Genomic DNA, 23,925 nt, shown 5'->3' on the forward strand with positions numbered 1-23,925 from the left:
TGAGACTGCCTGTCAGTAAGGACGTCAATCCCTCGCGCACGACTTATTGACCCGCCAGTAAGAAGCGTGTGAATCTGCCAACGGGCCGCCCGACAGGGGGCGTTCGGCGAGCGGAAGAGGTGCGGCCGGTGTCGACCCGAGAGTTGTACGTACAGGACCCAGGCGACTCCCTCTGGACCGTGCCGGCCACCGGCGCGGCCCGCTTCACCTGGGAGGCCATGTATCCGGGGGAAAAGAACGGCTCCGGACGCGACCGACTGCTGGCCCTCTACCAAAAGGGCAAGGACAAGCAGTGGGACGCCGGTACGCGGATCGACTGGGACCTGGAGGTGGACCCCAAGGACCCGCTCGGCACCCCCGACGACGCCCTCTCCCTCTACGGCACCCCGTACTGGGACAAGATGACCGCCAAGGACCGCGGCGACCTCCGGCAGCACTACACCTCCTGGCAGTTCAGCCAGTTCCTGCACGGCGAGCAGGGCGCGATGGTGTGCGCCGCGCGGATCGTGGAATCCGCCCCCGACCTCGACGCCAAGTTCTACTCGGCCACCCAGACCATGGACGAGGCCCGGCACGCGGAGATCTACGCCCGCTTCCTGAAGGACAAGATCGGGATGCTCTACCCGGTCAACGACAACCTCAAGGCACTGCTCGACGACACCCTCGCCGATCCCCGCTGGGACATGCCCTACCTCGGCATGCAGGTGCTCATCGAAGGACTGGCGCTGGCCGCCTTCGGCATGATCCGCGACACCACCACCAAACCGCTGCCCCGGCAGATCCTCACCTACGTCATGCAGGACGAGGCCCGCCACGTCGCCTTCGGCCGGATGGCGCTGCGCGACTACTACCGCCAGCTCACCGACGCCGAACTCCGCGAACGCGAGGAGTTCGTCATCGAGGGCTGCTACCTCATGCGCGACCGGCTGCGCGGCACGGAGGTCCTGGAGAACTTCGGCATCCCGCCCAAGGAGGCCGCCGAGTTCACCGAGCGCTCGGAGTTCCTCCGGCTCTTCCGGAAGCTGCTGTTCAGCCGGATCGTCCCGTGCGTCAAGGACATCGGCCTGTGGGGCACCCGCCTCCAACGCGCCTACCTGGACCTCGGCGTCTTCGAACTGGGCGACGCCAATCTGGACCTGCTGATGGCCCAGGACGAGGAACTCGCCGAGCAACTGGACGCCCAGCGGTTCGCCGCCGAAGAGGCGGCCCGTACCGCCGAGGTCGCCGACGCCATCGCCCGGGGCGCCGCCGAGGACTGACGGCCACCGCCCCAACTGCCTGCCGCCGGACGGGACGGAGCGCCGCCCCCGCCCCCGCACCAATGGCAGGATCCGCCCATGGACACCGACGACCGACGGCGCGCCGCGGTGCGCGGCAGCATCGAGGGCCTGGCGCACGGCGACGCCTTCGGCGAACGCTTCTTCGGGCTCTTCCGGCCCGAGGCGGCGGCCCGGGAGCTGATCGCCGCCCGCCGCCTGCCGCCCGAGCCCAAGTGGCACTGGACCGACGACACCGCTATGGCGCTCGACCTGCTCGCCGTCCTGGCCGAGCACGGTGATGTCCGGCAGCCGGACCTGGTGGCGCGGTTCGCCGCCACCTACCGCGCCGACCCGGGCCGCGGCTACGGCTCCGGCATGCACGCCCTGCTGCCCCGGGCCGCCGCCAAGCCGGCGGAATGGCGGGAGTTGGCGCACGCCCTCTTCGGCGGCGAGGGCAGCCTCGGCAACGGCGCCGCCATGGGGGTCCCCCCTGCTCCTTAAGAGCTTGGGGGAGGGTCGCCCCGCTCGGCGCCTGGTTCCACCACGACCTCGACCGCGCCGCCGCGCAGGCCGCCCTCCCCCAAGCTCTCAACGAGCAGGGGGAACCCCCATCGCGGAGGTCACCCACGCCCACCCCCAGGGCGTGGCCGGCGCGGTGGCGGTGGCCGTCGCCGCCGCGCTCGCCGCCCGCGGCGCGCCGCTCGAACTGTCCGGGATCGCCGCCCGCACCCCCGACGGCGCGGTCCGCGAGGGCTTGCTGCGCGCCGCCGCACTCCCGCCCGGCACCGGCCCCGAGGAGGCCGCCGCGGCCCTCGGCAGCGGCCGCCGGATCCTCCCCCAAGCTCTCAACGAGCAGGGGAACCCCCATCGACGACACCGTCCCGTTCGCCCTGTGGTGCGCCGCCGGCCACCCCGACGACCTGGCGGCCGCCCTGTGGACCGCCGCGGCCGGCCTCGGCGACGTGGACACCACCTGCGCCATCACCGGCGGAGTGGTGGGCGCCGGGACCAGGGCCGCGGCACTGGGGGAGGAGTGGGCGCGACGACGGGAGCAACTGCCGGACTGGGTCGCCGGGATCTGAGGTCCCCGGGGCCGCCAAGCCCGGCCGCCAGCTCGACCCGCGGCCCGGGCCGGCCCCGGCCCGCCGCCCCCGCCCGTCACCCCGCACCCGTCACCCCGTCAGGAACTCCGCCAACCGCCGGTCCAACTCCGCCGACCGCAGCTCCGGCAGCGCATGGTGCCCGGCCCCCGGCAGCGTCACGATCCGCGCCCCCGGCAGCGTCCGCCCGGCCGTCTCCGCGACCCGCCGCACCGCGTGCGCGCGGCTGCGCCCGGCCAGCAGCACCAGCGCGGGCGGCGCGGCGGACCCCAGCCGGGCCACCTCCGGCCGCGGCCCGGTGACCGGCCGCCCCCGGAACTCCCGTCCGCCCACCCCCATCAGCCGGACCAGCTCCGGCGCCACCGCCGGGCCGCCCCGGCTCTCCCACGCCAGGAACCGCCGGGCACTGTCCTCGCCGGGCCGGACGAACAGCGGCACCGCCCGCACCAGATACGCCGCCCGGAACCCCGCGAAGCACTGCGTCGGGTCGAGCAGCGCCAGCCGGTCCACCCGGTCCGGGGCGTGCACCGCGTACCCCAGCGCGAGCCGGCCCCCGTACGAGTGCCCCAGCAGCGCGGCCCGTTCGGCCCCGAGCGCGGTCAGCACCCCGTCCAACCAGGCCATCAGGTCCGCCGGCCGGCGCAGCGGCCGCCCACCGGGCACGCTCAGCCCCGGCGCGCCCATCAGGTCCACGGCGTACGCCCGGTGGGTGCGCGCGAGGGCGGCGACCCGCGCGTACCAGCCGGCGGAGGTGGTCCCGCCGCCGCTCAGCAGCACGGCCGGCGGCCCGTCGGCCGGCCCGCAGGCGTTGACCCGGGTGGTGCCGAACTCGGTGTCCAGCGCGAGCGGTTCGACCGGGACGGGCCAGAGCGCCAGGACCTGCCCGTAGGCGGCCCGGAACGCCGGGGACACCGGGGACGCCGGGGAAGCCGACGGTGCGGCGGTGGTGGGTGGTGTGGGTTCGGCGGTCATGGTGCGCCTCCGCGGCGAGGACGACGGCAGACGGACGGGCGATAATTGGCTTGCTCAGCAAGTATCTTGCTGAGCAAGCTAATTGGCGATCGTACGCGCCCCGGCCGCGTTAGGTTGCCGGTGCGGGACGTACGGGCCGGGTGCAGGAGAGGCGGAGAGCGGTGAAGGTGGCGCAGGAGCGGGAACCGGAGGGCATGGACCTGGTCCATCTCCTGCGCGAGGTGACGGTCCGACTCGACCTCGCGGGCGGGGAGTTCGCGGCCCGCAACGGCCTGCACCCCACCGACCTGCGGGCCCTGATCGCCCTGTTGGACGCGGCCCGGGCCGGCGAGGAGCTGACCGCCGGGCGGCTCGGCGCCCGGCTCGGCCTGAACTCCGCGGGCACCACGGCGTTGGTCGACCGCCTGGAGCGGCTCGGGCACCTCCGCCGGGTCCGCGACACCCGCGACCGGCGGCGCGTCCTGCTGGCCGTGGACCCGAGCGCGGTCACCCTGGGCCAGTCGTTCTTCGGCCCGCTGATCGAGCGCACCCTCGCCCTGCTCGACACCTTCGACGCCGACGAACGGGCCGCGATCCGGCGCTTCCTGACGGGGGTGCGGGACACCGCGGACGGGACGTGACGGCCGGCGGGCCTACCGCCGCCCGGACCGGGCCAGCCACCGCCCCTCGTGCCGGGACACCTCGATCGGCCGCCCGAAGCAGGCCGTCATCCGCTCACCCGTCAGCACCTCCGCCACCGGGCCGAGTGCCTGCACCCGCCCGTCGCGCAGCAGCACGGCCCGCCCGATGGCCGGGGACAGCTCCTCCAGGTGATGGGTGACCGTCACCGTCGCCAACTCCGGCCGCCGCACGGCCAGCCGGTGCAGCGCGTCGATCAGGTCCTCGCGGGAGGGCAGGTCCAGCGCGTTGAACGGCTCGTCGAGCAGGAGCAGCGAAGGATCGGCCATCAGCGCGCGGGCGATCAGGATCCGGGCCCGCTGCCCGCCCGAGCAGACGCCGTACGGCCGGTCCGTCAACTCCTTGCAGTCCAACTCGGCCAGCAGCTCATGGGCCCGTTCCCGGGTCGCCGGGTCGTACGTCCGCCACAGCGGCTGCACGGTGCCGCTCGCGCCGGTCAGCACCACCGTGTGCGCGGTCGCGTCCTGCGGCACCTTCTGCGCACCGGACACCAGGCCGATGACGGCGCGCAGCTCCCGTACGTCCACCCGGCCGAGCCGGTGGCCGAGCAGCTCGACGGTGCCGACGGTGGGGAACATCAGCGCGCCGATCAGCCGCAGGACGGTGGTCTTGCCGGCGCCGTTCGCGCCGAGCAGCGCCCAGTGCTCACCGGCGCGCACGGTCCAGTCGATGCCGTCGAGGATGACCTGGTCGGTGGTGTGGCGGCGGACGCCGACGCCGGCCAGCGCGGCGACCACCCGCCCCGCGTCCGGTCGGTGCAGGTCGGTGGGCCGGGGGGCCGGGGACTGCGGTTCCGAAGGCTGCGTGGGAGTCATCGCGGCAGATTAGCTGCGTACGACACCTTTCTGGGCGGGCGTCCGATGCGTGGAACCGCGGGAGCCGGTTCCGGATGCCGGGCCCGACCCGCCGGCGGGAGGCGCCGATGTCCGCGGGGCGTCGCGCATCCGGAGGCCGTCAACTGTCCGAAGGGCCCGGAAAGTCCGTAGTGGCGACCGGAGCGCGGCAGTGACTTCAGTCACTCAAGTCGCTCAGCTACTCAGTCACTCAGCTACTCAGTCACTCAGTCACGCCAGCCCCAGCAACGCCCGCACCCGGGCGTACTTGGCCGTCAGCCGCTCCCGGGTCGGCGCGTCCAGGACCGCCAGCCGGGCCGGATCGGCGTTGTGCGCCAGGTCCGCCTCCTTGACCAGCAGCGCACCGGGCGTGGCCAGGATGCGCGCGGTGTACTCCTCGACCGGCTCCCCGGGCCGCTTGCTGACCGCCAGGACCATCGCCTTGGTCGACTCGTCCAGCGCCGCCCCGGCCAGCCACGCGGAGCTCACCGCCCCGTCCTCGACCGCGTCGTGCAGCCAGGCCGCGGCGATCTGCGCCGCACTGCCACCGCGCGCCCGCACCCCCGCCGCGACCGCCGCCAGATGCTCGGCGTACGGCCGGCCCGCCTTGTCGGTCTGCCCCTCGTGCGCGCGCCGGGCCAGCGCTTCCACCTCGGCGAGCGAGAGCCGCGACCGTTCCGCGGGGGCCGGGGAGGATTCCGCATCACAAACCATGGCGCCATTGTGACGGCGGGCCGGGCCGCCGCGGACACCGGCCACCGGACGGCCCGCCCCGCGCAGTCCGTCGCCTCACCGTCGCCTCACCGCAACCCCGCCGCCAGCACCGCCCGCGCGATCGGCCCGGCACTGCCGCCCCCGCTGATGTCCGCCCGCTCGGCCTCCGCGTCCTCCACGACCACCGCCACCGCCGCCACCGGCTCGTGGCTCTGCCGGTCCCGCACCCACGCGATGAACCAGGCGTACGGCGTGCCCTCGTTGCGCACGCCGTGCTGCGCGGTCCCCGTCTTGCCGCCCACCGTGAACCCGTCGATCGCCACGGTCCGCCCGCTGCCGTGCTCGACGACCTCGGCCATCAGCTCCTGCAACTGCTGGGCGGTGGCCGGATTCATCACCTGCCGGGTCGGCTCCCGCGCCCCGGGGGCGACCAGCACCCCGTGCGCGTCGGTCACCCGCTCGACGAGGTACGGCGGCGTCAGCTGGCCGTCGTTGGCCACCGCCGCCGCCACCATCGCCATCTGGAGCGGGGTGGCGGCGGTGTCGTACTGCCCGATCGCGGAGAGCGCCAGCTGCGCCGGGTCCATCCTGGTGTCGAAGGTGCTGCGCGCGACGGGGGAGGGGAGCCGCAGCCCCGGGTCGTTGAAGCCGAACCGCTCCGCCGTCCCGGCCATCGCGCGCAACCCGACACCGACCCCCAGCCGCGCGAAGACCGTGTTGCAGGAGAGCCGGAACGCTTCCCGCAGCCCCACGTGCGCACAGCCCGCCGTCGGATTGCCCAGCCGGGTGCGGGTGTCCGGCAGGGTGTACGGGTCGGGCACGTCCAGCGGGGCGTCGAGGTCCTTGACCAGACCGCTGTCCAGCGCGGCCGTCGCGGTGACGACCTTGAAGGTGGAGCCGGGCGGATAGGTCTGCCGCAGCGCCCGGTTGAGCATCGGCCGGTCCGCCGCCTCGTTCAACCGCCGCCAGGCAGCGGTCACCGACCGCCCGTTCCCGGACAGCTCACCGGGGTCGTACGACGGCGAGCTGACCAGCGCCAGCACCCGCCCGGTGCGCGGTTCGACCGCCGCCACCGCACCCTTCCGGCCGGCCAGCCCGTGGAACGCGGCGCGCTGTATCGCCGGATCGACGGTGGTCTCGACCCGACCGCCCGGCGGCCGGCGGCGGATCAAGCGGTCCCACCACGGGAACGTGACCAGCCGGTCGTCGGTCCCGGCCAGGATGCCGTCCTCGGCGCCCTCCAGCAGCGAGGTGCCGTACGTCTGCGAGGCGAAGCCGGTGACCGGCGCGTACAGCGGGCCGTCGGTGTAGGTGCGCTCGTAGCGCAGCCGCCCGCCGCTGTCCCGCGCGCCGGTGACCGGGCGGCCGCCGACCAGCACCGCACCGCGCGGCTGCGCGTACCGGGCGATGGCGGCCCGCCGGTTGGCGGAGTTGCCGGTGTAGCGGTCCGCCTCGAAGACCTGCACCCGGACCGCGTTGACCAGCAGCGCGGCCAGCAGCAGGAACGAGAACGCGGCGGTGTGCCGGATGCCGCGGATCACCGGAGCGCCCCGACGACGTCCGGGGCGGCGCGGGCCGGCCGGGCGGCGGTCGCGGCCCGCGGCCCGCGCGCCCGGTCGCTGATCCGCACCAGCAGCGCGACGATGATCCAGTTGGTCACCACCGACGAGCCGCCCTGGGCCAGGAACGGCATCGCCATCCCGGTCAGCGGGATCAGCCCCATCACCCCGCCCGCGATCACGAACACCTGGAGGGCGGGCAGCGCCGCCAGCCCGACCGCCAGCAGACTGCCGAAGGGGTCACGCAGTCCGAGCGCCGCCCGGTAGCCGCACGCCGCCAGCAGCGCGTACAGCAGGAACAGCGCGCTCAACCCGGCCAGCCCCAGCTCCTCGCCCAGCGTCGCCAGGATGAAGTCCGACTTCATCGCGAACCCGATCAGCGACGAGTGCCCCTGCCCCAGCCCCGTCCCGAACGTCCCGCCCGCGGCGAACGCGAACAGCGACTGGGCCAACTGCCCCGGCCCCCGACCCGCCGCGATCCCGGCGAACGGCTGCAACCAGTCCTGAACCCGGACGTGCACATGCGGCTCCAACGTGCCCACCGCCGCCGCCCCGGCCGCCGCCAGCAGCACCCCCACCGCGATCCACCCGGTCCGCCCCGTGGCCACGTACAACAGCACCACGAACACCCCGAAGAAGAGCAGCGACGTCCCCAGGTCCCGTTCGAGGACCAGCACCCCCACGCTCACCAGCCAGATGGCGACGACCGGCCCGAGCACCCGGCCCGCCGGCAGCCGCAGCCGCCACACCACCTTCCCGGTGTGCGCCAACGCCTCCCGGTTGGCCGCCAGGTACGCCGCGAAGAACACCGTGATCAGCACCTTGGCGAACTCGCCCGGTTGCAGCGAGAACCCGGCCGCCCGGATCCAGATCCGCGCCCCGTTGACGGCCGGGAAGGCGATCGGCACCACCATCAGCGCCAGCGCCAGCGCCGCGCACCCGTAGGCGCACCGCTGGAGTGCCCGGTGGTCCCGCAGCACCGCCACCACCCCGATGAACAACGTCACACCCACCGTGGACCACACCAACTGCGCGGGCGCGGCCTGATCGGCCGGCGTCTCCAGATCGAGCCGGAAGATCAGCACCAGCCCGAGCCCGTTGAGCAGCACCGCGGTCGGCAGCAGCAACGGATCCGCGTACGGGGCGCCGAACCGCACCACGAGGTGCGCCAGCAGCGCCAGCCCGCCCAGCCCCGCCGCGTACCGGAGCGCCCCGGCCGGCACCGCATGCGTCCTGGCCAGCCCCACCGCCAGATAGCCGCAGACGCTGATGAGCACGGCACCCACGAGGAGGGCCAGTTCGACCCCCCGCCTCTTGGGCCGCGGCGGCGCCGGGGCCCCGTCGGCCACCCGCCCACCGTCCACCGCCGTCGCCCGCACCTCGGCCGTATCCGCCCCGTCCGCCACATCCACATCGGCAACGTAGCAAGCAAATCCCAGCATTTCGCCCATAACGCCCATAGGTCCCGTTGTTGTACCCGCCGCGCACCGGCTTCCGGGCGGACCCCGGTCCGGGCGGCGGACGGGGGCGGGTCCGGTCGGCCGGGCCCCTAGGGGGAGAATCAGGGACCTCATAGGGGTAGGTCCGGGCTGTTCTGTCAACGAGGCCAATGGCAGTTTGTAAACTCGGTCAGAACGAAAAGCAGAAGGCCGAGCTCGTCACGCTGATGCGGACGACCGATCGAACCGGTCGACGCCATGGACACGCGCCATGGCGCCGCACGCGAGGGGCTATGGCGTACGACACCAAGCACGCCGAGTGAAGGTCCCGCGCCGTTTCGGCCCACGGGGGCGGCCGAGCGCGGGTGACCGTCCCCCGCGACGAAAGGCAGTATGAGCGCCATGACGACCCTCCGTTCCCGGATCTTCGCCTGGGCCGGCCGCCTCTACCTGGCGAGAACGCGGAAGAAGGGCTTCGACCTTTCCCGCATGTCCTTCTTGCCGGACGCCGTCCTGATGCCCTTGCGTCGGGACGGACTCGACCCGGTGCCCGACCTGGCCGCCGTCCGCGAGCGCGAGCCCATCAGTAAGCTCCCCGTGCCGATAGCCGCCAACGTCTGGCTGGTCACCGGCTACGACGAGGTCAAGGCGGTGCTCGGCAAGGCCGACGCCTTCAGCTCCGACTTCACCAACCTCGTCGGCAAGGCCGGCGCCGGCGCCGAACAGAACCCCGGCGGCCTGGGCTTCGCCGACCCGCCCGTGCACACCCGCCTCCGCCGGCTCCTCACCCCCGAATTCACCATGCGCCGCCTGAGCCGGCTCACCCCCCGCATCCACGACATCGTCGAGGAACGCCTCGACGCCATGGAGCAGGCCGGCCGCAACGGCGACCCGGTGGACCTCGTCGCCGCCTTCGCCCTCCCCATCCCCTCCCTCGTCATCTGCGAGCTCCTCGGCGTCCCCTACGAGGACCGGGCCGACTTCGAGCGCCTCAGCGCCGCCCGCTTCGACCTCTTCAGCGGCGCCAACGCCTCCTTCGGCGCCATATCCGAATCGCTCTCCTACTTCCGCGACGTCGTCAAGAAGCAGCGCGAAAACCCGGGCGACGGCCTCCTGGGCATGATCGTCCGCGAACACGGCGACTCGGTCACCGACGAGGAACTGGCCGGCCTCGCCGACGGCGTCCTGACCGGCGGCTTCGAAACCACCGCCAGCATGCTCGCGCTCGGCGCCCTGGTCCTCCTCCAGGACCCCCAGCACTTCGCCGCCCTCAAGGACGGCGACGACGCCGTCGACCGCTACGTCGAAGAGCTCCTCCGCTACCTCACCGTCGTCCAGGTCGCCTTCCCCCGCTTCGCCCGCGAGGCCCTGGAGATCGGCGGCGTCCAGATCTCCGCCGGGGACGTCGTCCTCTGCTCCCTCAGCGGCGCCGACCGCGACGGCGAACTCGGCCCCGACATGGAGCAGTTCGACCCCCACCGCGCCAAGATCCCCTCCCACCTCGCCTTCGGCTACGGCATCCACCGCTGCGTGGGCGCCGAACTCGCCCGCATGGAACTCCGCGCCGCCTACCCCGCCCTGGTCCGCCGCTTCCCCACCATGCGCCTCGCCGCCCGCCCCGAGGACCTGGAATTCCGCAAGCTCTCCATCGTCTACGGCCTGGACTCCCTCCCGGTCCGCCTCGACGCCTGACCACCACGCCCCCCGCCCCCGCCCCCACCTCCCGACCGGGCCCCCACCGGCCCGAGCGGAAGGTGGGGGCGGGGAACCCGGGGCTGCTCCGCCATCCGGCGCCATCCGGCACAATCTGCCCGTGACCATTCGCCTGCTGATCGCCGACGACCAGGAGATGGTTCGCCGCGGAATGCGGCGGATCCTGGAGCACCAGCCGGACATGGCAGTCGTCGGCGAGGCGGCCGACGGCGTGGAGGCGGTGGAGCTGGCACGGCGGCTCACCCCCGATGTGGCCCTGGTGGACATCCGGATGCCGCGGCGGGACGGCCTGGAGGTGACCCGGCTGCTGGCCGGCCCCGAGGCGCCGCACCCGGTCCGCGTGGTCGTCGTCACCACCTTCGACCTCGACGCCTACGTCTACCCCGCACTGCGGTACGGCGCCTCGGGCTTCCTGCTCAAACGCTCCGGCCCGGCGCTGCTCGTCGAAGGCGTCCGGGCCGCGATGGCGGGCGACAGCCTCATCAGCCCCTCCATCACCGTCCGTCTGCTCCAGCACCTCACCGGCAACCCGGCCGAGCGGAACCACGGCCGCCGCTTCCGGAAACCCCGCCGGGACGATGACCTCCTCACCCACCGCGAAATCGAGATCGCCGGCAAAGTCGCCCAGGGAATGACCAATTCCGAAATCGCCGCGGAACTCTTCATCTCGCCCGGCACGGTCAAGACCCACCTCGCCAGCATCCAACGGAAGCTGGGCGTCCGTAATCGCGTCGGAATAGCCGTACGCGCCTGGGAATCGGGCTACGCGACGGGCCGCACCCCATGACCCAACCGCCCTTCTCCGCCCCGGCCTTACCCGCCCCGACCACGCCACCCCCAGGCCGCCGCAGTCGTCGCCGGCACACAGGCGCGTACGCCGCCGCCGGCGCGATGCTCGCCCCGGCCCCCTTCGCCCCACCCACCGCCTGGCTCCCGGCGCTCCTGGCCGCCCTCGCCCTCACCGCGGCCCTCCACCCCTGGCCGACCGCCCGCCTCACCCTGACGCACGCGGCCGCCACCACCGCCACCGCCTCCCTAGCCCTCGACCTCGCCTACCCCGGCCCACCCGGCCTGCCCCTCCTCTGGCTCCCCTTCGAAGCCCCGGCCCTCCTCCTGCTCCTCTACCGCACGATCCGCCACCTACCCCGCCACCAAGCGCCCGCCCTGGCCACCCTCACCGCCACCGCCGCCCTCACCCTCCCCCTCCGCCTCACCCTCCACGACCCCCGCACCGGCCTGAAGGAATCCCTCTTCCTCATGGCCCTGGCCACCGTCCCCACCGCGACCACGGCCCTCGCCGCCCGCTACCTCCGCGCCCTGGACACCCGCCGCACCCACGCCGTCGCCCTGGCCCGCCACCAGCAGCGCCTCGAACTGGCCGAGGACCTCCACGACTTCGTCGCCCACGAACTCACCGGCATAGTCCTGGAAGCCCAGGCCGCCCAACTCGACGCTGAGGAAACCCCGAACGACGGCACGGAACGCCCCGACGCCCCCGCGGGCACTCAAGGCCCCGCCCACCCCGCCCACCCCGCCCTCCTCGCCCGCATCGAAGCCGCCGGCCTCCGCGCCCTCGACTCCATGGACCGCACCGTCCAGACCCTCCGCCAGGGCCCCGCCCTCGCGGCCCTCCCCGACCTGGTGGCGCGCTTCACCGCCTCGACCCCGGCGACCGTCTCCCTGCACCTCGACCCGGCACTCCTGGCCGCCCACCCCAGCCCCCTCTCCCCGGAAGCCGAGGACACCGCCTACCGCACCGTCCTCGAATCCCTCACCAACATCCGCCGCCATGCCCCGGGATCGACCCGTGTAGAGGTCACGGCGGACCGCCCCCACCCCAACACCCTCCGGCTCACCGTGACCAACGCCACCGCCTCGACCCCGCCCGCCCCACCGACCGTCCCCCGCCCCGCGAGCGGCACCGGCCTGCCCACCCTCACCGCCCGCATCACGACCCTGGGCGGCACCCTGACGGCCGGCCCGACCGACCACGAACCGGGAACGGAGCCGCCGGGCTGGCGGGTGACGTGCCTCCTCCCCTTGAACGCGCACCACTGAGAAGCCGCAACCGGCAACAAAAACGCAGGCAAGGGAAACGCACCCAACAAAAACCCGAGCAATAAACCCGAACAAACCCGAGCAGCAGACCCGGGCGGAAACCCCGGGCGGAAATTCCGGACAACAAAAAATCCCCTGACCGGCTTCTCGCCAGTCAAGGGATTTTCGGCACCTTCTCTGAGGTGCCCCCGGCAGGATTCGAACCTGCGCACACGGCTCCGGAGGCCGTTGCTCTATCCCCTGAGCTACGGGGGCGTTGTCGCTGCTTGTTGCGGCGACGGGTAGAACACTACCAGCTCCGATGGGGTGGTCATGAACGTTTTGGTGGCCGGTCGTGGAGCCGGCGGGCGGGGTGGGTCCGGGGGTGGAGGAAGGGGGACGAGGGGCGCGGCGGGGAGCGTCTCGGAGGGCCTAAGGAAGGTCGCCCTTACCGCATGCGGAGGGCGGGTCGGCGGTGGTCGCCGAAAGGTCCCTCGCACGGGGGCGGAAGTGGGCAAAACCGGGACGCAGCTGCAAGTGCACACCTAGTCTCATGGTGTGCCTGGCTTGTCCGGTCGGATCCTTGTGGTGGATGACAACAAAGTGATCCGGCAGTTGATCAGGGTCAACCTTGAGCTGGAGGGCTTCGAGGTCGTGACCGCGGCTGATGGTGCCGAGTGTCTGGATGTCGTGCATCAGGTCAGACCCGACGTGGTGACCCTCGATGTCGTGATGCCGAGGCTGGGCGGGTTGCACACCGCGGCACGGCTGCGTTCCGACCCGCGGACGTGGGACATCCCGATCGCCATCGTCAGTGCGTGCTCGCAGGGCGAGGTGGACAACGGGGAGTCGGTGGGGATCGACGCCTTTCTGGCCAAGCCGTTCGAGCCGACAGAGTTGGTGCGCACGGTGGGGATGCTGGTGCGCGAGGGGCGGCAGCAGCAGCGGGAGCACCCGGGGGATGAGGGGTGCGGGGGTTGCCCCGAGGGCGCCGGCGCCGGGGGTGGTGCGGAGACCGAGGGTGCCGGTGGCCGGGGTGAGGCGCCGCGGGGCGACCTGGCGGGGACGGGTGGTGGGGTGTCCGAGGAGGCCGCTCCGGGGGACGGTGTGGAGAGCGGTGGCTCGGCGGGCGGTGAGCCGGGCAGTGGGGGAGGACGGGCCGCCGGGTGACGCATCGCGGTCCCTTTGAGCGGGGCGTTTCCTCGTTCCCCGCTTCCGTCGTCGGCCCGTAGGCCGCCTGTACGCCGGTCCGTTTCCCTACGGACCGTGGCCCGGTGTCCACAACGCGAAACCCGTTCGCGTGGGCACCCCCCTCCTCCCATACGCTTGTCCTGTGACCCCGGCCGAGCTCTCCCGTACCGTCCTGCGCTCCGTGCGTGGTGCCGTTGAGGAGCGGGAGCTCTCAGTGCCCGTGCCGGCGCGGATCGTGGTGCAGCCGCCGCCGCGGCCCGGGTGTGGGGATTACGCCTCCAATGTGGCGCTTCAGCTCGCGCAGCAGGCGGGGCGGCCCGCACGCGAAGTGGCCGAGATCCTACGGAGGCGGCTGGCGGGGAGCGCCGGGATCGCCCGGGTCGACATCGCCGGGCCGGGGTTCTTGAATTTCACGTTGGGGGACGGGGCGTCGGCCGGTCTCGCGGGGGAGGTACTGGCCCGCGGGGAGCGTTATGGCGAGGCCCCTGTGTCCGGTGCGGCGGGACCGGGACGGGTCGGCGAGGCGGCTCGATACGTGGGGGAGTGGGCCGAGGCCCGGGAGACCGTCGTGGGCGAGGTCCTGGCCCGGCTCGGGCGGGACGAGGCACGTACGGAACGGCCGCCGGACACCGGTGACGGGGAGTTGACCCGACTGGTGGCCCGGCTCGGGGTCGACGAGGCGCGGTGGGCGCTGCTCAAGCCCGCGGCGCACGACCCGGTGCGGGCGCCGGAGCGGCCGGTGCAGCACGAGGACAACCCGCGGTTCCGGGTGCAGTACGCCCACGCCCGGACGCGTGCGATGGCGCGGAACGCCGGCGAGCTGGGGTTCGCCGGCGAGCCGGGGGACGTGACGGCGGACGCCGCCGGCGGGGACGTGCGGGTCCTCCAGACGCTGGAGAGTGCTCTCGCCACGTATCCGACCGTCACCGCGACCGCCGCGCGGCGGTGCGCGCCGGACCGGGTGGTGCGCCACCTGGAAACCACCGCGGACGCCTATCTGCGCTGGCAGGAGGAGTTCTGGCCGCTGCCCGTCGGCGAGCAGAAACCCTTGGCCGTGCACCGCGCCCGGGTGGCCCTTGCCGAAGCCACGGGGACGGTGTTGGGGAACGGCCTGCGCCTGCTCGGCATCTCTGCTCCTGAACACGTCTGAACCACCTATGCCTGAGTCTGGAAATGTCTGATGTACGCGTCCGAACACCCGCGGGGCGCGCCGACGACTGCCCCGCTCAGCACCTCTGAACGATCTTGAGGGGACCGTTTCCGTTATGAGCCGTTCCGCGCATCCCGCAGGGCCCCGCCATGGCGACGTACTGCCCGAGGGGCACTACGCCGGGCCGCCCGCCGATCTCAACTCCCTTGACCCGCAGGTCTGGTCCCGTACCGTCCGGCGCGACGCCGACGGTGCGGTGACGGTCGGCGGGCTGGCCGTGACCGCGCTCGCCGAGGAGTTCGGCACGCCGGCGTACTTCCTGGACGAGGACGACTTCCGGGCCCGCTGCCGGTCCTGGAAGGACGCGTTCGGGCCGGACGCCGACGTCTTCTACGCGGGCAAGGCGTTCCTGTCCCGGGCCATCGTGCGGTGGCTGACCGAGGAGGGCCTCAACCTCGATGTCTGTTCGGGGGGCGAACTGGCCACGGCACTGGACGCCGGAATGCCCGCCGAGCGGATCGCGCTGCACGGCAACAACAAGAGCACCGAGGAGATCACCCGGGCCGTCGAGGCCGGCGTGGGGCGGATCGTGCTCGACTCGTTCCAGGAGATCGTGCGGGTCGCGCACATCGCCGAGCGGCTCGGCAAGCGGCAGCGGGTGCAGATCCGGGTCACGGTCGGTGTCGAGGCGCACACCCACGAGTTCATCGCGACCGCGCACGAGGACCAGAAGTTCGGAATCGCACTCGCCGGCGGCCAGGCCGCCGAGGCGGTGCGGCGCGCACTGAAGCTGGACGGACTCGAACTCATCGGGATCCACAGCCACATCGGATCGCAGATCTTCGACATGGCCGGATTCGAGGTCTCCGCGCGGCGGGTGGTGCAGCTGCTCGCCGAGGTGCGGGACGAGCACGGCGTGGAGCTGCCGGAGATCGACCTCGGCGGCGGACTGGGCATCGCCTACACCTCCGACGACGACCCGCGCGCACCGCACGAGATCGCCGGGGCGTTGCGCGAGATCGTGGGCCGCGAGTGCGAGACGGCCGGGCTGCGGGTGCCGCGCCTGTCGGTCGAGCCGGGCCGGGCGATCGTCGGCCCGACCGCCTTCACGCTCTACGAGGTCGGTACGGTCAAGGAGCTGGAAGGGCTGCGGACGTACATCTCCGTGGACGGCGGGATGTCGGACAACATCCGCACCGCGCTGTACGACGCGGAGTACAGCGTGGCGCTGGTCTCCCGCACCTCCGACGCCGAGCCGATGCTCTCGCGGGTCGTCGGCAAGCACTGCGAGAGCGGGGACATCGTCGTCCGGGACGCCTTCCTGCCCAGCGACGTCGCGCCGGGGGACCTGCTCGCGGTGCCGGCCACCGGTGCGTACTGCCGGTCCATGGCGAGCAACTACAACCACGCGCTGCGGCCGCCGGTGGTGGCGGTCAAGGACGGTGCGGCCCGGGTGATCGTCCGGCGGGAGACGGAGGAAGATCTCCTGCGGTTGGACGTCGGGTAGGGGCGAATCGCCGGGACCGGGCTCCGGATGAAATAAATGTCTCGGCATCCGGACGAACGGCAGAAACCGCCGTCCGGTGCGTGAGACTGGTGCATGACCAGGAAACTGGTGCATGACCGAGCATGAAACTGCTGGATCGAAGAAAAGACGAGGTCGAATGATGCGTACGCGTCCGCTGAAGGTGGCGCTGCTGGGCTGTGGTGTGGTCGGCTCAGAGGTGGCGCGCATCATGACGACGCACGCCGACGACCTCGCGGCCCGCATCGGCGCGCCCGTGGAGCTCGCCGGGATCGCCGTCCGCCGCCCGGAGCGGGTGCGGGCCGGGATCCCGGCCGAGCTGATCACCACCGATGCGACCGCCCTCGTCAAACGCGGCGACATCGACGTCGTCATCGAGGTGATCGGCGGGATCGAGCCGGCCCGCGGGCTGATCACCACCGCCTTCGAGCACGGTGCGAGCGTGGTCTCGGCCAACAAGGCGCTGGTGGCGGCCGACGGTGCCGCACTGCACGCGACGGCCGAGAAGTACAACGCCGACCTGTACTACGAGGCGGCGGTCGCCGGTGCGATCCCGCTGGTGCGGCCGCTGCGCGAGTCGCTCGCCGGGGACAAGGTCAACCGCGTCCTGGGCATCGTCAACGGCACCACCAACTTCATCCTCGACAAGATGGACACCACCGGCGCCGGCTACAGCGAGGCGCTCGACGAGGCCACCGCGCTGGGGTACGCCGAGGCCGACCCGACCGCCGACGTCGAGGGCTTCGACGCCGCCGCCAAGGCCGCGATCCTCGCCGGGATCGCCTTCCACACCCGCGTCACCATCGACGACGTGCACCGCGAGGGGCTGACCGAGGTCACCGCCGCGGACATCGCCTCCGCCAAGCGGATGGGCTGCACCGTCAAGCTGCTGGCCATCTGCGAGCGGGCCGCGGACGGCGCGTCGGTGACCGCGCGGGTGCACCCGGCGATGATTCCGCTGACGCATCCGCTGGCCTCCGTGCGCGAGGCGTACAACGCGGTCTTCGTGGAGGCCGACGCGGCCGGTCAGCTGATGTTCTACGGGCCGGGTGCGGGCGGTTCCCCGACCGCCTCCGCGGTCCTCGGCGACCTCGTCGCGGTCTGCCGGAACAAGCTCGCCGGTGCCACCGGGCCGGGGGAGTCCGCGTACACCGCGCTGCCCGTCAGCCCCATGGGTGAGGTCGTCACCCGCTACCACATCAGTCTCGACGTGGCCGACAAGCCGGGCGTTCTGGCTCAGGTCGCGACGGTCTTCGCCGAACACGGCGTATCGATCGATACGGTCCGTCAGCAGGGGAAGGACGGCGAGGCCGACCTCGTCGTCGTCACCCACCGAGCGACCGACGCGGCCCTGTCGTCGACGGTCGCGGCACTGCGCGAGCTGGACACCGTCCGCGGTGTCGTCAGCATCATGCGGGTCGAAGGGGAGTAAAGGAACCCATGTCTGCCAATTCCACCGTGACCACCACCAGCAGTCAGTGGCGCGGAATCATCGAGGAATACCGTGACCGGCTTCCGGTCAGCGACACGACCGAGGTCGTCACCCTCCGGGAGGGCGGTACGCCTCTCGTACCGGCCCAGGTGCTGTCCGAGCGCACCGGCTGCGAGGTGCACCTCAAGGTCGAGGGTGCCAACCCCACGGGCTCCTTCAAGGACCGCGGGATGACGATGGCCATCACCCGCGCCAAGGAGGAGGGCGCCAAGGCGGTCATCTGCGCCTCCACCGGCAACACCTCCGCCTCGGCCGCCGCCTACGCGGTCCGGGCCGGGATGGTCTGCGCGGTACTGGTCCCGCAGGGCAAGATCGCGCTCGGAAAGATGGGCCAGGCGCTGGTACACGGCGCCAAGATCCTCCAGGTCGACGGAAATTTCGACGACTGTCTGACGCTGGCCCGGGGCCTCTCCGAGAAGTACCCGGTCGCACTTGTGAACTCCGTTAACCCGGTGCGCATCGAGGGGCAGAAGACCGCCGCCTTCGAGATCGTCGACATGCTCGGCGACGCCCCGGACATCCATGTGCTGCCGGTCGGCAACGCCGGCAACATCACCGCCTACTGGAAGGGCTACCGGGAGTACGCGGCCGACGGCATCGCCGCGCACACCCCGCGGATGTGGGGCTTCCAGGCATCCGGCAGCGCCCCGATCGTGCGCGGTGAGGTCGTCAAGGACCCGCACACCATCGCCACCGCGATCCGGATCGGCAACCCCGCCTCGTGGGAGTTCGCCGAGCGCGCCCGGGACGAGTCCGGCGGCCTCATCGATGAGGTGACGGACCGTCAAATCCTCGCTGCCTACCGCCTGTTGGCCGCGAAGGAGGGTGTCTTCGTGGAGCCCGCGTCGGCCGCCTCGGTCGCCGGTCTGCTCAAGGCCGCCGAGGAGGGCAAGGTCGACCCCGGCCAGCGGATCGTCTGCACGGTCACCGGTAACGGCCTCAAGGACCCGGACTGGGCGGTGGCCGGTGCCCCGCAGCCGGTCACGGTCCCGATCGACGCGGACGCCGCCGCCGAGCGACTCGGCCTCGGCTGACCGTCCCGGACACCCCCGGGACCTGCGGATACGTACGGGGACGACGGGCCGGCCAGTCGCCCGCCGTCCCCCGTACGACACCTTGCGCAAAGCCCCGGCAAACACTGCAAAGGCCGTGTTGGGGCATGCGGTGGCGCGCGACACGCATCGTGCGCCTCCTGTGCGCCCTATGTCGCGACAGAACCTTCCTTCGATAGGCTGGCACCCAACTCCCCTCCCCACGGCATAACGCAGTGGTGCGCAGGGCAGGTCAGAACAGACCCCACGAGCCGGCCGGGCACCTCGGTGCCGCGGCGCTGTGCTCGGGGGCAGTACCGCAGTTTCAATCAAGGAGAGTCATCGAGCGATGGCCGGTCCCGCGTTCCGCGCCGCCGCCGTCCGGGTGCGCACCCCCGCTACCAGCGCCAATCTCGGCCCCGGCTTTGATGCCCTGGGACTTTCCCTGGGCCTGTATGACGACGTCGTAGTGCGGGTGGCCGACTCCGGTCTGCACGTGGACATCGCCGGCGAGGGTGCCGACACACTGCCGCGCGACGAAAGCCACCTGCTCGTACGGTCCATGCGCACCGCCTTCGACCTGCTCGGCGGGCAGCCGCGCGGCCTGGAGATCGTCTGCGCCAACCGCATTCCGCACGGCCGCGGTCTGGGCTCCTCGTCGGCCGCCATCTGCGCCGGGATCGTCGCCGCCCGCGCCGTGACCATAGGCGGCGAGCAGAAACTCGACGACGCCGCGCTGCTGGAACTCGCCAACGAGATCGAGGGCCACCCCGACAACGTCGCCGCCTGCCTGCTCGGCGGCTTCACCCTCGCCTGGATGGAAACCGGCACCGCCCGGGCGATCCGGATGGATCCCGCTGATTCCATCGTTCCGGTGGTCTTCGTGCCCGGAAAACCGGTGCTTACCGAGACCGCTCGCGGACTGCTGCCGCGCACCGTCCCGCATGTGGACGCCGCGGTCAACGCCGGTCGCGCCGCACTGCTCGTCGAGGCCCTGACCAGGCGCCCCGAGCTGCTGCTCGCCGCGACCGAGGACCGACTTCACCAGGAATACCGCGCCCCCGCGATGCCGGAGAGCACGGCCCTGGTGAACCGACTGCGCGCGGACGGCGTCCCCGCAGTCATCTCCGGTGCGGGCCCGACGGTGCTCGCACTGGTCGAAGAAGCGGCGGCCGACAAGGTCGCGGCGCTGGCGGGAGAGGGGTGGGCGGCCAATCGGCTGACCCTCGACGCAGCCGGTACGTGTGTGCTGCCGCTCGCCGGGTGACCATGACCAGTGATCGACGATTACCGGTCTTGAGAGGGGGAATGTTTGTTGGATCCGGTAGTGTTAACCTCAAGTCAGTACTCGACGCCAGTGTGGCGCGGTGCTTCGTGTCCCCCATCGGGACCACTTTCTTCCGGGAGCCTCCCAAACTGCTTGGAGCAATGGCCTGAGCAGAAGTGAGCACGCTCCGGAATCGGCGTGGCGACAACAGTCACACCCCAGATCTTCACGCCGGAGCCCTGAATTGATCTTTCCGCCGTATCCGGCGGGACCACCGCCCCGGCCCGGTCCGCAAGACCAAGGACCCAGCCGGACAGCACAACCGGTCGCCGAGCCAGACAGGCCGACGCCCGCTCCAGGGAAGGACCCTTCGTGAGCGACACCACCGATCTGATGGGCGCGCGCACCGATGGCAGTGCCACCACGCCCGCCACGGACGCTCCCGCCGCGCCTGCCACCACGCGGCGCCGCCGTTCCGGCACCGGCCTTGAGGGCATGGTCCTGGCAGAGCTGCAGCAGATTGCCTCCGGCCTCGGTATCAAGGGCACCGCGCGGATGCGCAAGAGCCAGCTGATCGAGGTCATCAAGGAGAAGCAGACCGGCGGCTCCGGGACCGCAGCCAAGGCCGATGCGCCTGCCGACACCGAGACCAAGCCCAAGCGCCGTACGACCTCCAAGGCCCGCACCGGCGAGGACGGTGTCGAGCCGGCCGCAAAGACCGAGAAGGCCGCCAAGTCGACCAAGGCGGCGGAGAAGTCCGGCGCCCAGCAGCAGATCGACATCCCGGGCCAGCCCGTCAGCGACGAGGCGCCGGCCGGCGAGCGTCGCCGCCGTCGGGCCACCGCCCCCGCGGGCAGCCCGGACGCCGACGTCCGCACCGAGGCCAAGGCCGAGGCCGCCACCGCGGTCAAGACCGAGGTCCGCACCGAGACCGCGGTCGCCCCGCAGGAGGCCGGCGAGGGCCGGTCCGCCAAGGGTGCCGAGCGCCAGGAGCGCGGGGACCGCCAGGAGCGCGGTCAGAAGGGCGAGCGTGGTCGGCGCGACCGCGGTGACCGTGAACGCGGTGACCGTGACCGTGGTGGTGACCGCGACCGCGGTGACCGTGACCGTCGCAAGACCGACGCGGGTGACGCCGGCAGCCAGGGCAGCAACCGTCAGCGGGACCGCCGGGACGGCGGCGACGACGAGGACTTCGAGGGCGGCCGGCGCGGTCGGCGCGGTCGTTACCGCGACCGCCGCGGGCGCCGTGGCCGCGAGGAATTCGCCAACGAGCCGCAGGTGGCCGACGATGACGTGCTGATCCCCGTCGCGGGCATCCTCGACATCCTCGACAACTACGCGTTCATCCGGACCTCCGGCTACCTGCCCGGCCCGAACGACGTGTACGTCTCGCTCGCCCAGGTCCGCAAGAACGGCCTGCGCAAGGGCGACCACGTCACCGGCGCGGTCCGTCAGCCCAAGGACGGCGAGCGGCGCGAGAAGTTCAACGCCCTGGTGCGCCTGGACAGCGTCAACAGCATGGCGCCCGAACAGGGCCGCCAGCGGGCGGAGTTCGGGAAGCTGACGCCCCTTTACCCGCAGGAGCGGCTGCGCCTGGAAGGTGAGTCGGGCGGTCTGACGACCCGAATCATCGACCTGATCACGCCGATCGGTAAGGGCCAGCGCGGTCTGATCGTGGCCCCGCCGAAGACCGGCAAGACCATGATCATGCAGGCGATCGCCAACTCGATCACCCGCAACAACCCCGAGTGCCACCTGATGGTCGTCCTCGTCGACGAGCGTCCGGAAGAAGTCACCGACATGCAGCGGTCGGTCAAGGGCGAGGTCATCTCCTCGACCTTCGACCGCCCGGCCGAGGACCACACCACCGTCGCCGAACTCGCCATCGAGCGCGCCAAGCGTCTCGTCGAGCTGGGCCACGACGTGGTCGTCCTGCTGGACTCCATCACCCGCCTGGGCCGCGCGTACAACCTCGCGGCGCCCGCCTCCGGCCGCATCCTGTCCGGTGGTGTCGACTCGACCGCGCTCTACCCGCCGAAGCGCTTCTTCGGTGCCGCGCGCAACATCGAGGACGGCGGTTCGCTGACCATCCTGGCCACCGCGCTGGTCGAGACCGGCTCGCGGATGGACGAGGTGATCTTCGAGGAGTTCAAGGGCACCGGCAACCTGGAGCTCAAGCTCGACCGCAAGCTCTCCGACAAGCGCATCTTCCCGGCGGTGGACGTGGACGCGTCCAGCACCCGTAAGGAAGAGATCCTGATGGGCAGCGACGAGCTGGCCGTCGTGTGGAAGCTGCGTCGGGTGCTGCACGCGCTGGACCAGCAGCAGGCCATCGAGCTGCTGCTGGACAAGATGAAGCAGACGAAGTCCAACGCGGAGTTCCTGCTCCAGATCCAGAAGACGACGCCGACCACGGGCAACGGCAACGACTGACGCCCGCGGCCGCGCCGCACGCACGACCGGGCCCCCTCACCCCCCGCGGGTGAGGGGGCCCGGCTTTTTTGTTCCGCTGCTGTTCCGCCCTGCGCCCCGGATGTGACCTGTGCCGCGCGGCGCCGTGCCCCGCTTGAGACCTTTCGCACAGATCCGTACCGCGTACGCAGTTTCCGCCGGCCGGTGCGGTACGGCGAAAGCCCTGGTGAGAGCCGCCCCGGAGCCCGTGCACCGGCTCCGGACGCCCCGGCCTTCTAAGAAAACGCTCATAACGCGCTGTGCAACCCTTCCGGACAGCCTCCCGTCTGACTAGGCAATCAACTGCCTGCGGCAGGGGGACGGCCAGGAGCAGTCGACCGATGAAGGACTGAGGAACAGATGGCGCAGAGCGACGGGACCGCAGGGAAGGCCGGAGACCGGGGCCGGGCCCTGCGTGCCACCGGCCAGCGGCGCAAGGCCCCGACCCGGGGCCGCCGAGTCCTGACCATCACGCTGTGCGCGCTGGTCAGCGCCGTCCTGCTCGGCGGCGCCGGGCTCGGCTACCTCTACTTCAAGTTCAACGGCAACCTCAAGGGCGTCGACATCAACGCCGCCCTCGGCCAGGACCGTCCCAAGAACGTCGACAACGGCTCGATGGACATCCTCGTCATGGGTTCCGACTCCCGCTCCGGCACGAACGCCTCCTACGGCAAGGACGAGGGCGGGGCGCGCTCCGACACCGCGATGGTCGTGCACGTCTACAAGGGCCACCAGAAGGCCAGCGTCGTCAGCATCCCGCGGGACACCCTGGTCACCCGGCCCACCTGCACCAAGGACGGCCGGACCGTGCCCGGGCAGCACCGGGCGATGTTCAACACCGCCTTCGAGGTCGGCGGGCCGGCCTGTGCCGTCAAGACCGTCGAGTCGATGAGCGGGATCCGCATGGACCACTTCGTCGAGGTCGACTTCACCGGCTTCAAGAAGCTCATCGACGCCCTGGGCGGGGTGGACATCACCACCACCAAGGCGATCAACGACAAGTACAGCCACCTGCACCTGCCGCCGGGCAAGCACACCCTCAACGGCGAGGACGCCCTCGGCCTGGTCCGCACCCGGCACGGCGTCCCCGGCGGCGACGGCAGCGACCTGGGCCGGATCCAGCTCCAGCAGACCTTCGTCAAGGCGCTGATGAAGCAGGTCCGCAGCGTCGGCGTGCTCTCCAACCCGGCCAAGCTCTACGACATCGCCGACACCGCCACCAAGGCCGTCACCACCGACACCGACCTCAACTCGGTCACCGCGCTGACCGGCCTGGCCAAGGAGCTCGGCGGGATCTCGTCCGACGGCATCGACATGGTGACGCTCCCGGTGGCCTACGACCCGGTCAACCCCGACCGGGTGCTGCCGCTGGCCACCCAGGGCCGGAAGGTCTGGGACGCGCTCCGCCACGACCAGGACATTCCCAAGGCCGCGATCAAGGGTTCCGCAGGTGACAAGGGTGGTACGGCCAACTACGTCAAGTAGTCGCAATTGCCCCCGGGCCGCCCGGGAAT

19 protein-coding genes, 1 tRNA gene and 2 pseudogenes are annotated in these 23,925 nt (G+C 72.1%); 16 read left to right on the top strand and 6 right to left on the bottom strand.

All coding sequences use genetic code 11. The features are described 5' to 3' along the window. Positions 1-128 precede the first annotated feature (128 nt). The 4 genes and pseudogenes from ACFVT2_RS10355 to ACFVT2_RS10370 form a co-directional block, all read left to right on the top strand. Positions 129-1,259 (top strand): ferritin-like domain-containing protein, encoded by a 1,131-nt coding sequence (locus ACFVT2_RS10355; RefSeq protein WP_390014705.1) that lies wholly within the window; start codon positions 129-131, stop codon positions 1,257-1,259. Between the two features lie 78 nt (positions 1,260-1,337). Beyond that, on the top strand, positions 1,338-1,760 hold the full coding sequence (locus tag ACFVT2_RS10360; RefSeq protein WP_390014708.1) for an ADP-ribosylglycohydrolase family protein: 423 nt from the start codon (positions 1,338-1,340) through the stop codon (positions 1,758-1,760). Between the two features lie 160 nt (positions 1,761-1,920). Further along, positions 1,921-1,980, top strand: a pseudogene (locus ACFVT2_RS10365) (hypothetical protein); the annotation flags it as partial. A gap of 145 nt (positions 1,981-2,125) precedes the next feature. Further along, positions 2,126-2,221 (top strand): annotated as a pseudogene (locus tag ACFVT2_RS10370) (ADP-ribosylglycohydrolase family protein); the annotation flags it as partial. A gap of 210 nt (positions 2,222-2,431) precedes the next feature. Here ACFVT2_RS10370 and ACFVT2_RS10375 read toward each other — a convergent pair. After that, positions 2,432-3,331, bottom strand: a complete 900-nt coding sequence (locus tag ACFVT2_RS10375) for an alpha/beta fold hydrolase (RefSeq protein WP_390014710.1) — start codon at positions 3,329-3,331, stop codon at positions 2,432-2,434. A gap of 194 nt (positions 3,332-3,525) precedes the next feature. Between ACFVT2_RS10375 and ACFVT2_RS10380 the strand changes: the two genes are divergently transcribed. Next, on the top strand, positions 3,526-3,951 hold the full coding sequence (locus tag ACFVT2_RS10380) for a MarR family transcriptional regulator (RefSeq protein ID WP_390014965.1): 426 nt from the start codon (positions 3,526-3,528) through the stop codon (positions 3,949-3,951). A gap of 12 nt (positions 3,952-3,963) precedes the next feature. Here ACFVT2_RS10380 and ACFVT2_RS10385 read toward each other — a convergent pair whose 3' ends face one another. The 4 genes from ACFVT2_RS10385 to ACFVT2_RS10400 all read right to left on the bottom strand — a co-directional run bounded on the left by ACFVT2_RS10385 (position 3,964) and on the right by ACFVT2_RS10400 (position 8,464). Further along, on the bottom strand, positions 3,964-4,824 hold the full coding sequence (locus tag ACFVT2_RS10385; protein ID WP_390014713.1) for an ABC transporter ATP-binding protein: 861 nt from the start codon (positions 4,822-4,824) through the stop codon (positions 3,964-3,966). A gap of 249 nt (positions 4,825-5,073) precedes the next feature. Then, positions 5,074-5,556, bottom strand: coding sequence for an HD domain-containing protein (locus ACFVT2_RS10390; RefSeq protein ID WP_390014716.1), 483 nt, complete (start codon positions 5,554-5,556; stop codon positions 5,074-5,076). Between the two features lie 86 nt (positions 5,557-5,642). Then, positions 5,643-7,097 carry a penicillin-binding transpeptidase domain-containing protein gene (locus ACFVT2_RS10395; protein ID WP_390014719.1) on the bottom strand — a complete coding sequence of 485 codons (1,455 nt, stop codon included), beginning with the start codon at positions 7,095-7,097 and terminating at the stop codon, positions 5,643-5,645. Beyond that, a complete protein-coding gene (locus ACFVT2_RS10400; protein ID WP_390014967.1) occupies positions 7,094-8,464 on the bottom strand; it encodes an FtsW/RodA/SpoVE family cell cycle protein in 1,371 nt (456 codons plus the stop codon). Before ACFVT2_RS10400 ends, ACFVT2_RS10395 begins: the two co-directional genes overlap by 4 nt. 483 nt (positions 8,465-8,947) lie before the next feature. Between ACFVT2_RS10400 and ACFVT2_RS10405 the strand changes: the two genes are divergently transcribed. The 3 genes from ACFVT2_RS10405 (at position 8,948) to ACFVT2_RS10415 (ending at position 12,325) form a co-directional block, all read left to right on the top strand. Next, positions 8,948-10,246, top strand: a complete 1,299-nt coding sequence (locus tag ACFVT2_RS10405) for a cytochrome P450 (RefSeq protein ID WP_390014721.1) — start codon at positions 8,948-8,950, stop codon at positions 10,244-10,246. Positions 10,247-10,367: 121 nt separating this feature from the next. After that, on the top strand, positions 10,368-11,054 hold the full coding sequence (locus ACFVT2_RS10410) for a response regulator (protein ID WP_390014724.1): 687 nt from the start codon (positions 10,368-10,370) through the stop codon (positions 11,052-11,054). Continuing rightward, a complete protein-coding gene (locus ACFVT2_RS10415; protein WP_390014727.1) occupies positions 11,051-12,325 on the top strand; it encodes a sensor histidine kinase in 1,275 nt (424 codons plus the stop codon). The genes ACFVT2_RS10410 and ACFVT2_RS10415 overlap by 4 nt, the downstream gene beginning before the upstream one ends. 183 nt (positions 12,326-12,508) lie before the next feature. On the opposite strand, the gene ACFVT2_RS10420 is transcribed toward ACFVT2_RS10415, so the two are convergent. Next, positions 12,509-12,580: transfer RNA gene (locus ACFVT2_RS10420), tRNA-Arg, on the bottom strand. Between the two features lie 312 nt (positions 12,581-12,892). Here ACFVT2_RS10420 and ACFVT2_RS10425 point away from each other — a divergent pair. The 8 genes from ACFVT2_RS10425 (at position 12,893) to ACFVT2_RS10460 (ending at position 23,896) form a co-directional block, all read left to right on the top strand. Beyond that, complete coding sequence (locus ACFVT2_RS10425) at positions 12,893-13,474, top strand: PleD family two-component system response regulator (protein WP_390014730.1); 582 nt, start codon at positions 12,893-12,895, stop codon at positions 13,472-13,474. 163 nt (positions 13,475-13,637) lie between these two features. After that, entirely contained in the window at positions 13,638-14,645 is a 1,008-nt protein-coding gene (gene nrtL, locus ACFVT2_RS10430) for an ArgS-related anticodon-binding protein NrtL (RefSeq protein ID WP_390014733.1), read from the top strand. 115 nt (positions 14,646-14,760) lie between these two features. Further along, on the top strand, positions 14,761-16,152 hold the full coding sequence (lysA, locus tag ACFVT2_RS10435; RefSeq protein ID WP_390014736.1) for a diaminopimelate decarboxylase: 1,392 nt from the start codon (positions 14,761-14,763) through the stop codon (positions 16,150-16,152). Positions 16,153-16,309: 157 nt separating this feature from the next. Next, on the top strand, positions 16,310-17,602 hold the full coding sequence (locus ACFVT2_RS10440; protein WP_390014739.1) for a homoserine dehydrogenase: 1,293 nt from the start codon (positions 16,310-16,312) through the stop codon (positions 17,600-17,602). An 8-nt stretch (positions 17,603-17,610) separates the two neighbouring features. After that, positions 17,611-18,696 carry a threonine synthase gene (thrC, locus tag ACFVT2_RS10445; protein ID WP_390014742.1) on the top strand — a complete coding sequence of 362 codons (1,086 nt, stop codon included), beginning with the start codon at positions 17,611-17,613 and terminating at the stop codon, positions 18,694-18,696. Positions 18,697-19,042: 346 nt separating this feature from the next. After that, entirely contained in the window at positions 19,043-19,960 is a 918-nt protein-coding gene (gene thrB / locus ACFVT2_RS10450) for a homoserine kinase (RefSeq protein WP_390014745.1), read from the top strand. 372 nt (positions 19,961-20,332) lie between these two features. Beyond that, positions 20,333-22,393, top strand: a complete 2,061-nt coding sequence (rho, locus tag ACFVT2_RS10455) for a transcription termination factor Rho (protein ID WP_390014748.1) — start codon at positions 20,333-20,335, stop codon at positions 22,391-22,393. A gap of 378 nt (positions 22,394-22,771) precedes the next feature. Then, positions 22,772-23,896: an LCP family protein gene (locus ACFVT2_RS10460; RefSeq protein WP_390014751.1), complete on the top strand. Its 1,125-nt coding sequence runs from the start codon at positions 22,772-22,774 to the stop codon at positions 23,894-23,896. The last annotated feature ends 29 nt before the right edge of the window (positions 23,897-23,925 follow it).

The organism is Streptomyces sp. NPDC058000 (assembly GCF_042886435.1).
In the GTDB taxonomy this organism is placed as follows: Bacteria; Actinomycetota; Actinomycetes; order Streptomycetales; family Streptomycetaceae; genus Streptomyces.

What these genes read in the sequence shown, in the direction of transcription:
- ACFVT2_RS10375 (WP_390014710.1), bottom strand. Translation starts at nt 3,331, where the DNA reads ATGACCGCCGAACCCACACCACCCACCACCGCCGCACCGTCGGCTTCC.
- ACFVT2_RS10380 (WP_390014965.1), top strand. Translation starts at nt 3,526, where the DNA reads ATGGACCTGGTCCATCTCCTGCGCGAGGTGACGGTCCGACTCGACCTC.
- thrC (WP_390014742.1), top strand. Translation starts at nt 17,611, where the DNA reads ATGTCTGCCAATTCCACCGTGACCACCACCAGCAGTCAGTGGCGCGGA.
- thrB (WP_390014745.1), top strand. Translation starts at nt 19,043, where the DNA reads ATGGCCGGTCCCGCGTTCCGCGCCGCCGCCGTCCGGGTGCGCACCCCC.
- lysA (WP_390014736.1), top strand. Translation starts at nt 14,761, where the DNA reads ATGAGCCGTTCCGCGCATCCCGCAGGGCCCCGCCATGGCGACGTACTG.
- ACFVT2_RS10385 (WP_390014713.1), bottom strand. Translation starts at nt 4,824, where the DNA reads ATGACTCCCACGCAGCCTTCGGAACCGCAGTCCCCGGCCCCCCGGCCC.
- ACFVT2_RS10415 (WP_390014727.1), top strand. Translation starts at nt 11,051, where the DNA reads ATGACCCAACCGCCCTTCTCCGCCCCGGCCTTACCCGCCCCGACCACG.
- ACFVT2_RS10360 (WP_390014708.1), top strand. Translation starts at nt 1,338, where the DNA reads ATGGACACCGACGACCGACGGCGCGCCGCGGTGCGCGGCAGCATCGAG.
- ACFVT2_RS10390 (WP_390014716.1), bottom strand. Translation starts at nt 5,556, where the DNA reads ATGGTTTGTGATGCGGAATCCTCCCCGGCCCCCGCGGAACGGTCGCGG.
- ACFVT2_RS10440 (WP_390014739.1), top strand. Translation starts at nt 16,310, where the DNA reads ATGATGCGTACGCGTCCGCTGAAGGTGGCGCTGCTGGGCTGTGGTGTG.
- ACFVT2_RS10460 (WP_390014751.1), top strand. Translation starts at nt 22,772, where the DNA reads ATGGCGCAGAGCGACGGGACCGCAGGGAAGGCCGGAGACCGGGGCCGG.
- ACFVT2_RS10405 (WP_390014721.1), top strand. Translation starts at nt 8,948, where the DNA reads ATGAGCGCCATGACGACCCTCCGTTCCCGGATCTTCGCCTGGGCCGGC.